Raw genomic sequence first — 11,694 nt, 5'->3', positions numbered from 1 at the left:
TGTTCCCATGCCGAACACAGAAGTTAAGCTTCTAAACGCCGATAGTAGTTGAGGGATCGCCCTCTGCAAGGGTAGGAAGTCGCCGCGCAATTTATAAAAGAGTTACCGTTTGGTAGCTCTTTTTTTGTACATTCAAAACGATACATTACTTTTTATGATAGAATTAAAGAGGTGTGCTGATCACACTTGATTAACTACAGGATTTGAATGGAAATAGAGATATTTCGTTAATCCAAGGGCGCACCATAATGTTAATATCTGAATTACTATCGCAAAACTACATAAAATAGTTTGTCTTTTATCGTTATTTAGGTACATTTTCATTATTAACCGGGGATATTATTCGTGATTTATGATAAAATTATATTAATACATATTAAGGAGAGGCTTCGTAATGAAGAAATTTAAGATAACACTAGGATGGCAAATCCTAATTGGTTTAATTTTAGGTATCATCCTAGGTCTAGTGTTCTACAAGAACGCTACCGCAATTACTGCAATGCAAAGTGTTGGTACAATGTTCATTCGTTTGATTCAAATGATCGTTGTCCCAATCGTTGTTTCATGTTTAACTGTTGGGATTGCCAACATTGGTGATATCCATAAGTTAGGCCGTATCGGTGGAAAGACCATTTTATACTTCGAAATTATGACTACTATCGCCATCGTTTTAGGTTTAGTTGTTGGTAATGTTTTCCATCCTGGTGACTTCATTAACGTGCATTCATTACACGCTACTGATATTACCCAATACATGACCACCGCAAAGACTGCAAACCACACTGGAATCTGGGGTACATTAATTAACCTAATTCCGGTCAACGTATTTAACTCAATTGCTTCTGGTGATATGATGCCAATTATCGTATTCTCAGTATTCTTTGGTTTAGGTACTGCTGCAGTTGGTGAAAAGGGTAAGGTTATCGTTGATTTCTTAAACGCCGTATCACAAGTAATGTTCAAGATTACTGGTTGGATCATGAAGTTATCTCCAATTGGTGTTTGTGCATTAATCGGTGTTACTCTAGCCGAACTTGGTGTTTCTGCTTTAGCTCCACTAAGTTACTTCGTTTTATTAACTTACCTAACAATGATGGTATTCGTACTTGTTGTTATGGGACTAGCTGCTAGAATCTTTGGTTTCAAGATTACTGACCTTCTAAAGGTTGTTAAGGAAGAAGCTGTATTAGCATTCTCAACTGCAAGTTCAGAAGCTGCGCTACCTAGAAGTATCGACAAGATGACTAAGTTTGGTGTTAGCCCATCAATCGTTTCATTCGTAATCCCAACTGGTTACACATTTAACCTTGATGGTTCAGCAATTTACCAATCACTTGCTGCATTATTCCTAGCTCAAGCTTACGGAATTCACCTAAGCATTGGTCAACAACTTACTTTACTAGTTGCCCTAATGATTACTTCAAAGGGTATGGCCGGTGTTCCTGGTGCTTCATTCGTTGTTCTATTAGCAACCGTTTCAACTGTTGGTATCCCAGTTTCTGGTTTAACATTCATTGCCGGAATTGACCGTTTCATTGATATGGCCAGAACCGCAGTTAACGTTATCGGTAACTCACTAGCAACAGTGATTATTGGTAAGTCTGAAAAAGAATTCGATCCTGAAAAAGAAGCTAAATATCTAAAATCAATCGGAATTCATAAATAAACAAAATTAAAAGACCTAATCCATTTGGATTAGGTCTTTTTTTATATCATTTCTACCATTATATCGTCACAATTGAGTGATTGGATAAATGCATTGGCCGTATCAATGTAAGTGAATAACGGAATTGAAAAGGCGGTTGCAATATTGTTGAGGTGATCATCTTCAGCTGTGTTGATGATTAAATCAACGTTATCTTCAGTAATCTCTCCTGGTTTCATATCAACAATGTTAAAACTAAAAGCAGATAAGCCTTCAATTAACTGCTTGTTTTGTTCGTCATCATGATGACTGAGGTTTAACAAGACGTTACCGTGCTCCTTGATATTGATTCCGGCTGCGGATAATGACTTCGCTAAAGCTGAATCGTAATCAATCGCGGTACCCATTACTTCTCCGGTCGACTTCATTTCTGGACTGAGGTTCGCATCAGCACCTGGTAGTTTATTAAAACTAAATACCGGGGATTTAACAGATACAAAACTGGATGGGGTAATTAGTCCATTTTCATAACCAAATGATGTTAAGGGAGTCCCTAATATAGCATTGGTAGCTAAATCGACGATTGGCACGTCAGTTACCTTTGATAGGAATGGAACCGTTCTAGAAGCTCTTTGGTTTACCTCGATTACATATACCTGATCGTCTGAAATGATGAATTGAATATTCATCAAACCGATGGTCTTTAACTTCTTCGCTAAGTTAATGGCGATGTCGGTAATTTGTTTTTGAATGTTAAACGAGATGTGTTGGGGTGGGTAGATCGCCATTGAATCACCGGAATGGACACCCGAACTTTCAACGTGTTCGATGATTCCAGGAATGATGACCGTTTCACCATCTGAGATGATATCGACCTCGGCTTCCGTTCCATATAGGTAGGAATCAATTAAAACGGGGTGTTGATGCGATACATTGACCGCGGTTTGCATGTAGTTCAGTAATTCTTCTTCATTATGAACGATTCTCATCGCCTTACCACCAATGACGTATGAAGGACGTAATAACACTGGGTAGTTCATTTCCTTGGTGGCCTGAAGGGCGCCTTCGATACTTTCGACGGATGTCCCGTATGGTTGTTTGATATTTAGACTAGTGATGGCGTGGCTAAATAATTCACGATCCTCACTGATATTAATATCTTCAACGGTGGTTCCTAAAACATTGACACCCAGTTTGGATAGGCCTTCAGACAGGTTGATGGCGGTTTGCCCACCGAATTGGAGAATGACACCAGCTGGTTTTTCCAGGTTAATCACATTCATGACATCTTCGATGGTTAGTGGTTCAAAGTATAACTTGTCCGAGATTGAGAAGTCGGTCGAGACGGTTTCTGGATTGGAGTTAATCACGATAGCTTCGTATCCAGCCTTCTTAACGGCAAAGATGGAATGAACGGTGGCGTAGTCGAATTCCACACCTTGGCCAATTCTAATGGGTCCTGAACCCACAATCAAAATTGATTTTTTATCGCTGACCTTAGATTCGTTGGATTGACCGAACGTGCTGTAGTAATAAGGGGTGGTTGAATCGAATTCACCAGCAGAAGTATCGACCATTTTAAAACCAGCAACGATATTGTTTTGCATTCTGGTGTTGTAGACATCTGCTTCGCTGCAATTCCAGATGGATGCGATTTGTTGATCTGAAAAGCCGTATTGTTTGGCTATTTTCAATGCATCAACTGATTGATCATCTTTAAGTTCTTCCTTAATTTCAATAATGTGTTGCATCTTATATAGGAAGAATTGATTGATTTGGGTGTTGTCATGAATATCTTCAACGCTGATATGACGACTAAGTAGTTCCAAGATTTGGAATAAACGTTGATTGGTTGGAGTTTTAATGCTTTCCAATAATTCGTCTTTTGAACTATTGGTAAAGTCATGACTGTTGCCATCTTCGAGAGAACGAATCGCCTTTAATAGGGATGCTTCGAAGTTTCTACCGATAGCCATGACTTCTCCAGTTGCCTTCATTTGAGTACCAAGTGAATTATCGATGTCGGTAAACTTATCGAATGGCAAACGTGGAATCTTGGTGACGATGTAATCCAGTGCTGGTTCGAATTCAGCAAGCGACTTCCCAGTCAGTGGATTGATGATTTCATCTAGTGTCATACCCACCGCAATCTTGGCGGAGATTTTAGCAATTGGATATCCGGTTGCTTTGGAGGCTAATGCTGATGAACGAGAGACACGGGGGTTAACTTCGATGATGAAGTAGTCACCACTGTGTTGGTCGATGGCCATTTGAATGTTCACGCCACCTTTGATATCTAGCGCACGAATAATCTTTAATGCGGCATCTCTTAGCATTTGGTAGTCCTTATCGGATAGGGTTTGCGTAGGTGAGACAACGATTGAATCACCAGTATGGACACCGACTGGATCGACGTTTTCCATTGAACAAACGATTAACGCATTGTCCTTGGCGTCACGCATCACTTCGAATTCGATTTCCTTGTATCCGGCAATTGATTTTTCTACCAAGACTTGAGTAACTGGTGACATTTCTAAACCGTTGGTGACGATGGTTTCTAGTTCGTCATCGTTATGAACGAAACCACCACCGGTCCCACCTAGCGTGTAAGCGGGACGAATCACCAATGGATAGCCAATCTTTGTGGCTAACTTTTTGGCATCTTCTAGATTGTTTGCGATTGTTGATTCGGGTACCGGTTCGTCTAAATCATTCATCAATTGTTTGAAGAGGTCACGGTCTTCGGCTTCCTCGATGGATTGTAGCTTGGTACCTAGTAATTTGATGCCGTACTTTTTCAAGATGCCGGCGTCGGCTAAGTCCTTGGCCATGTTCAAACCAGTTTGGCCACCTAAAGTAGGGAGGATGGCTTCCGGTAATTCCTTTTCGATGATTTTTTCAATTGCATCGATGGTAATGGGTTCGATGTAGACTTCATCAGCGATATCCTTGTCGGTCATAATAGTGGCCGGATTGGAGTTCACCAAGACAACTTCGTAGCCTTCTTCCTTTAATGACAGACAGGCTTGGGAACCCGAGTAGTCAAATTCGGCCGCTTGACCAATGACAATCGGTCCGGAACCGATGACTAAAATTTTATGGATGTCGGTGTCTTTACTCATTTGTTAAAACCTCCTTCTTGGTAATCATGTTGAAGAATTTATTGAATATAAATAGTGCGTCGTGTGGACCAGGGGATGCATCCGGATGGAATTGAACTGAAAAGGCGTTATGACCCTTGACCTTGATTCCTTCGACGGTGTGATCGTTAACTTCTTCGAATAGAACGTCGACGTTTGAACCCGGAATTGATTCGGGTAGGAGTGCATACCCGTGGTTTTGAGATGTGAAGTAGCACTTGTTTGTTTGTAGGTCCTTAACGGCATGGTTGAAACCACGGTGGCCAAACTTCATCTTGAATGTCTTGGCGCCATTGGCTAATCCTAGTAGTTGATTACCTAAACAGATTCCCATGATTGGATATTCTTCTTGAAGTTCTTGAATGACACCAATCTTATCAATCATGTTAGCTGGATCGCCGGGACCGTTTGATAAGACGATGCCGTCTGGATTGATGTCTTCAATTTCTTGAGCTGACACATCGGCGGGAAAGATATGAACGTCGGCATTAAAGTTAACCAATTCAGAAACGATGGAGTTCTTAATTCCATAATCGATAACGGCTACCTTTAGGCCATCACCCTTAATATGTGTTGTTTCTTTTGTTGCATGGTTGGCAAACGATACCGGTTTGTTCAAAAGATTTTGGACCGCTTCATCGTTTGGGTTGTCGGTGATAACGCCTTTGATGCAGCCGTCGTGACGAAGTTCCTTGGTTAATTCACGTGTATCGATGCCTTCAATCATGGGGATGTTGAACTTTTCGGCATATTGATAAAGCGACATCTTGCTACGGTAGTTGCTAGGGTGTTCCGCAATGTCATATGCGATGATGCCGGAAACACAAGGTGTATCCTTTTCGTTATCCTCAAAGTTGATGCCGTAGTTTCCGATAAGCGGGTATGTAAAGACCATGATTTGTCCATAGTAGCTTGGATCCGTGATGGTTTCTTGATAACCAGTCATACCGGTGCTAAATACTACCTCACCGGCAGTAGTTGTAGGTTTTAATTTTGAATATCCCTGATAAATTGAGCCGTTACTTAATACTAAATACGTTTTCATAATAATTACCTCCAAATTTTGGTAAATAAAAAAAGGCTGACCAACTATGTGATCAACCTTACGTCCTGAATACATTTGCCCATATCCATAAATAAGTCGATCGACAGTAGAATGCAACTTATTTTAAATTATGCGAAAAGTATCCAGTTATTCATATTCGGATTAAAAAAGGGACCCGCAGATAAATTTCAGCATAACTTAAAATTTATTTCTGCCGTCCCTCGACTAATTTATTGTTTGATTAAAAAGTGCGCCTAAAAGTTGGGGACGGCACAATACGTGTCCTCCTCAATGCAGTGTATTCAGTTAGTGTATTATTTGATTTGTTGTTCATAACACTCACCACTTTTTAAAATTATTTGTTTTCGTTGAACTCAATTTAACATAACTAAAAAATTAAAACAAGATTAAATTAAAATTAAAAAATAAGTTTGCAAAAATAAAAAGTTGTGCTATTGTAATTTGCAAGATGTTACCGAGACATCAAAAAAATACAAAAGGGTGATTAACATGACAAAACAAAACTTAAACCAAAGGCGACGTAGCAACGTTTTTTCAACAGGAGCAGTGTCTAAAAAATTGAACTTATCGAAAGGACTGTCGCTATTATGCAAGTCGCAATTATTGGAATTACCGGATACGCCGGATCAACTTTATATGAATTATTAAAAAAACATTCTCAAGTAAATCAAATTAATTTATACGGACATAATTTGTCCAAACCAACTCAGTTAAACCAAATTAATGACGAATTTTCATACGATCAACACTTAGTCTTTCCTTATGACGAAAATGCCATTATCAAAGACAATGATGCGGTCTTTTTTGCCACTCCAGCTGGTGTGACATCAAAGATGGCTAAACCCTTTATCAAAGCCGGTTTTCCGGTCATTGACTTATCAGGAGATTACAGATTAAAAGACCCTGATGAATACGTGAAGTGGTATCAAAAAGAACCCGCTGAACTATCAGACTTACAAAAGGCACAATACTGCTTAGCAGATATTGATGACAGTGAGGGTGCAAAGTACATTGCAAACCCAGGATGTTATGCTACCGCTGTGCTATTAGGGTTGGCACCTGTAGTCAAAGAAGATTTGATCGATTTAGATAGCATTGTGATTGATGCGAAGTCAGGTTTATCAGGAGCTGGAAAGTCACTTAGTGATTCCAGTCATTTTGTCATGGCTAATGAAAACCTACAAGTATATAAACCCCACGAACACAAACATATTCCAGAAATCGTCCAAAAGTTACAAGTTTGGAATAAAAACGTTCAAAACATTGAATTCATGACCACCTTGGTTCCTTTAAACAAGGGAATTATGTGCACTATGTTTGTGAAACTAAAATCAAATATTGAAATGGATAAAGTCCAACATGCATTCGATTCATTATATGCGAACAGTAAATTTGTTCACGTATCAATGGATGAGCTACCAACTATCAAGAGCGTAGTCGGTACAAACGAGTGTCATGTTGGGCTTTCTTTTAATTCCAGCAATAACTCTTTAATGATTGTCAGTGTCATCGACAACATGATTAAGGGTGCCGCTGGACAAGCAATTCAAAACTTCAACCACCTATTTGATTTTGAAGAAACTGACGGATTAGAACTAATGCACGTATTACCTTAGGAGGAACTAATTATGAAAACAATCGATTTTAAATGGCCACTAAATATTAAATCAGGATCAACCCATGCGGGATTCAAACCAGATGAACAACTAGACATGTGCTGGGTAGTATCAGACACACCCGCTGCTGCCGCAGGTGTTTATACTACCAACCAATTCAAGGCAGCACCCGTTCAAGTCACCAAGAAAACTATTGAATTAAATCATCAACTACAAGCAATCATCGTTAACTCTGGTAACGCCAACTCATTTACCGGCGATGAAGGCATTCAAAATGTCTACAATTCCAAACAATTAGTTGCCGATAAATTACACCTAGACGATACCTTAATTGGTGTTGCTTCAACCGGAATTATTGGTAAACAACTAGATATGAATACATACCAAAACGGTGTCGATCATCTAGAACTAAGCACCGATGATATCGACGCACCGGAAGCAATTATCACTACTGATACCTGTTCTAAGAAGGTATGTGTTGAATTGACCCTAAATGACAAACCAGTTACCATTACCGGTTTTTCAAAGGGATCAGGGATGATTCATCCAAACATGGGGACCACACTTAGTTTCATCGTTACCGATGCCAACATTGCGGGGGATAATTTACAAAAACTATTGAGCGAAGACATCGTTTCAACCTTTAACCAAATCACTGTTGATGGCTGCATGTCCACTAACGATATGGTCTTAGCGATGGCCAACGGTGCTGCTCAAAACGACCAACTAGTTCCGGGCAGCGATGAATATATCGAGTTTGCTAAAGGTTTCAAATATGTACTAACCACACTTGCGAAAAAGGTCGCCCAAGATGGTGAAGGTGCTAATAACTTCGTGGAAGTTAACGTTAATAATGCATTCGACAAACAAGAAGCCAACCTAGTATCAAAGGCAATCGTTGGTTCTAACTTGGTAAAATCCATGATTTTTGGTAAGGAAGCCAACTGGGGCAGAATCGTTCAAGCCATCGGTCAAACTCATGCCCACGTCGATCCAAACCATGTCGCAATTACTTTAAACGGCACCGAAATTGTCACTAACAGTGTTCCGGTCTCGTTCACTGATGAAGAACTAAAGTCACTATTTACCGATGAAAACATCATCATCGATGTCGACTTAAATGTTGGTAATGCCAGTGGAACTGCTTGGGGCTGCGACTTGACCTACAAGTACGTTGAGATTAATGCGGCTTACGAGGGGTGATTAATATGATTATTTTAAAAATTGGCGGAAATATGATTAATCACTTACCAGAAGATTTCTTCGAATACGTTGCCGAAAAACAAGATGATGGTGAACACATCATCATCGTCCACGGTGGTGGCAACATCATCTCAAAATGTGGTGAGTTTGTCGGTGAAACGGTCAAAAAAATCGATGGTATCAGAGTCACAAACCCAGAAATGATGAAGATTTCGGACTTGTTGTTAAACGATGTCATTCAAGAACAACTTGGCAAGAAACTAATGGATCACGGCATTGAAACCCATAACCTCAATAGCTACGGATACTCGTTTGTCAAAGGCGATTACCTAGACCACGAAAAGTACGGTGAGGTCGGCACCATTAGTCAGGTTGATACCGAATGGATTAACAAGATGACCGACAACTCCGTCGGCTTGATGTCTTCAATCGTTTATAAAAATGATACTGACAAACTAAACGTCAACGCAGACATTGCAGCCAGTGAAATGGCCTCATTACTACATGCGGATGAACTGGTCTTATTGACCGACGTCTGTGGAGTGAAGGTCGAAGACGAGATGCTAGAAGAGTTGACCCACAAACAAGCAATCGAATTAATCAAAGAACACTACATTGTCAGTGGGATGATTCCAAAGGTAAAAGCAGCCTTAGATGCGATTGATCACGGCGTCGAAAACGTCATAATTACTAATAACTTAGAAGAACACGGAACAACAATTATTGATTAGGGGATGACAGGAATGGAAAACGTATTACCAACTTATAAATATTTTGATATCGAACCAATTGACGGACACGACTGGCATATCATCGATGCCAACGGCAAGGAGTATGTCGACTTCACCAGTGGAATTGGGGTTTGCAACCTGGGATACAGTAATGAACAGGTTAAAACTGCGGTGGGTGAACAACTAAACCACATTTGGCACACTTCCAACCTATACATTAATTCGATGCAAGACCAAGTCGCTGGCAAGCTTTGTCCAGAAGGCTACCTAGCATTCTTATGTAATTCAGGTACCGAAGCCAATGAAGCAGCGTTTAAGATTGCACGTAAGTACACTCACAAGAAAAAGGTACTCGCATTTAACTATGGCTTCCACGGTCGTACCTATGGATCACTATCATTGACCGGATACGAAGCCATACAAAGTGGTTTTACACCTTTAGTACCCGGCAGTGAATTTGCCGAATACAACGACGATAAAGCACTAGATTTCATCGATGATGATTGTGCCGCAGTCATCCTAGAAGCGATTCAAGGAGAAGGTGGTGTTAACGTCGGAAACACCGAATGGCTAAAGAAGGTCGAAGTTAAGTGTCATGAAACTAACACCTTATTAATTGTCGACGAGGTCCAAGCGGGGATGGGCCGTACCGGATACAAGTTTGCCTTTGAATACGCTGGATTGAACCCAGATATCATCACCTGTGCAAAAGGCTTAGGCAATGGTTTACCGGTTGGTGCAATGCTAGCGAAAAAGGAATTAGCTTCAGCATTTGGCCCAGGCACTCACGGCAATACATTTGGTGGCAATAAGGTCGTTATGGCCGCTGCCAATGCCGTTTTAAATCAAATGACACCCGAATTTTTGAATGAAGTCAAATTAAAGGGTGAATATCTATTCCAAGAACTAAATACGCAATTACTACCACTTAAAAATGTCGAAAAAATTTCTGGTCGTGGATTCATGGTCGGAATTCATTTATCCGATTCAATTGACGTGGCAGAGGTGATCAAACAATTACAAGAAAACGGGATGCTAACAATCTCAGCACGTGCCAACACATTGCGTTTACTACCACCATTAATCATGGATAAAAAGACCCTAGAATGGGGAGTTCAACAAATTAAAAACGTTTTAGAAAAGGAAGTGGCAGCATGTTAAATAATATTTTTTACGGTAGAAGTTTACTAAATATCGACGATTTTTCCGCCGATGAAATTAACTACCTAATCGATTTCGCAATTCATTTAAAACACTTAAAGAAAAACAACATTAAACACGAATTTTTAGCCGGTAAGAACATTGCCTTACTGTTTGAAAAACCATCAACCAGAACTCGTTCATCATTTGTGATTGCCATCAATGATTTGGGCGGTCACGCCGAATATTTAGGTACTAACGACATTCACTTCGGTGACGAAGAATCAGTTTCAGACACCGCCAAGGTCTTAGGATCAATGTATGACGGAATCGAATTTCGTGGATTCAAACAACAAGACGTTGAAACACTATCAAAATACAGTGGTGTTCCGGTTTGGAATGGGCTAACCGATGACAGTCATCCAACCCAAATGCTAGCCGACTTCATGACCATGAAGGAAAAGTTTGGCAAACTAGAAGGCCTTACATTAACCTATGTTGGTGATGGTAGAAACAACATGGCCAACTCACTATTAATCACCGCCGCTTTATTGGGTGTGAATGTGCACATCGTTGCACCAAAATCATTATTCCCATCCAAGGAAAACCAAGAACTAGCGCAAAAATACGCTCAACAATCTGGCGCCGAAGTTGTCATCACTGACGATGTCGATTCCGGGGTTAAAGGTTCCAATGTATTATATACGGATGTTTGGGTATCAATGGGTGAAGATAATTGGGATGAAAGAATTCAATTATTAAAACCATATCAAGTTAATATGGAAATGATCGAAAAGACGGGGATGAATGATGATGAAATCATTTTTATGCATTGTCTACCATCTTTTCATGACAACAAGACCACAAAAGGGCAGTATATCGAAGAAAAATACGGTTTAACCGCATTAGAGGTTAGCGATGAGGTATTTAATAGTAAATATGCTTGGCAGTTCACAGAGGCCGAAAATCGTATGCATTCGATTAAAGCAATTGTCGCTGCAACTTTAGGTAACTTGTTTATTCCAAAAGCATAAATAAAAAGACCGGATCAATTTGATCCGGTGAACTGAACCCCTTGAGTTGGAGAAATCTAACTTAAGGGGTTCTTTTATGTTTTCTAAAGAATTAAAATTAGCTGCCATTAAAGATTATT

General features: G+C 40.0%; 8 protein-coding genes and 1 rRNA gene. 7 read left to right on the top strand and 2 right to left on the bottom strand.

Annotated features, from left to right (window positions below; genetic code table 11):
• Positions 1–88, top strand: a 5S ribosomal RNA gene (gene rrf, locus RZ78_RS05870); the annotation flags it as partial.
• Between the two features lie 306 nt (positions 89–394).
• The gene (locus RZ78_RS05865) at positions 395–1,666 is read left to right on the top strand and encodes a cation:dicarboxylate symporter family transporter (protein WP_054608420.1); all 1,272 of its coding nucleotides are present in this window, start codon (positions 395–397) and stop codon (positions 1,664–1,666) included.
• Positions 1,667–1,707: 41 nt separating this feature from the next.
• Here RZ78_RS05865 and carB read toward each other — a convergent pair whose 3' ends face one another.
• Together carB and RZ78_RS05855 are read right to left on the bottom strand one after the other, a co-directional pair.
• Entirely contained in the window at positions 1,708–4,767 is a 3,060-nt protein-coding gene (gene carB, locus RZ78_RS05860) for a carbamoyl-phosphate synthase large subunit (protein WP_054608419.1), read from the bottom strand.
• A complete protein-coding gene (locus RZ78_RS05855; RefSeq protein ID WP_054608421.1) occupies positions 4,760–5,833 on the bottom strand; it encodes a carbamoyl phosphate synthase small subunit in 1,074 nt (357 codons plus the stop codon). The genes carB and RZ78_RS05855 overlap by 8 nt, the downstream gene beginning before the upstream one ends.
• A gap of 605 nt (positions 5,834–6,438) precedes the next feature.
• Here RZ78_RS05855 and argC point away from each other — a divergent pair.
• From argC to argF, 5 genes are read left to right on the top strand one after another with little or no spacing between them, the layout of a single operon-like run.
• On the top strand, positions 6,439–7,467 hold the full coding sequence (gene argC, locus RZ78_RS07515; protein WP_054608418.1) for an N-acetyl-gamma-glutamyl-phosphate reductase: 1,029 nt from the start codon (positions 6,439–6,441) through the stop codon (positions 7,465–7,467).
• 12 nt (positions 7,468–7,479) lie between these two features.
• Positions 7,480–8,670 carry a bifunctional glutamate N-acetyltransferase/amino-acid acetyltransferase ArgJ gene (argJ, locus tag RZ78_RS07510; protein WP_054608417.1) on the top strand — a complete coding sequence of 397 codons (1,191 nt, stop codon included), beginning with the start codon at positions 7,480–7,482 and terminating at the stop codon, positions 8,668–8,670.
• Positions 8,671–8,675: 5 nt separating this feature from the next.
• Entirely contained in the window at positions 8,676–9,401 is a 726-nt protein-coding gene (gene argB / locus RZ78_RS05840) for an acetylglutamate kinase (RefSeq protein ID WP_054608416.1), read from the top strand.
• A gap of 12 nt (positions 9,402–9,413) precedes the next feature.
• A complete protein-coding gene (locus tag RZ78_RS05835) occupies positions 9,414–10,562 on the top strand; it encodes an acetylornithine transaminase (RefSeq protein WP_054608415.1) in 1,149 nt (382 codons plus the stop codon).
• Positions 10,556–11,575: an ornithine carbamoyltransferase gene (gene argF, locus RZ78_RS05830; RefSeq protein WP_054608414.1), complete on the top strand. Its 1,020-nt coding sequence runs from the start codon at positions 10,556–10,558 to the stop codon at positions 11,573–11,575. The genes RZ78_RS05835 and argF overlap by 7 nt, the downstream gene beginning before the upstream one ends.
• The last annotated feature ends 119 nt before the right edge of the window (positions 11,576–11,694 follow it).

The organism is Apilactobacillus kunkeei, from assembly GCF_001308195.1.
Taxonomy (GTDB): Bacteria; Bacillota; Bacilli; order Lactobacillales; family Lactobacillaceae; genus Apilactobacillus; species Apilactobacillus kunkeei_C.
Note: the sequence above shows the minus strand (reverse complement) of the source record. Positions and strands in the feature narration are given on the sequence as shown.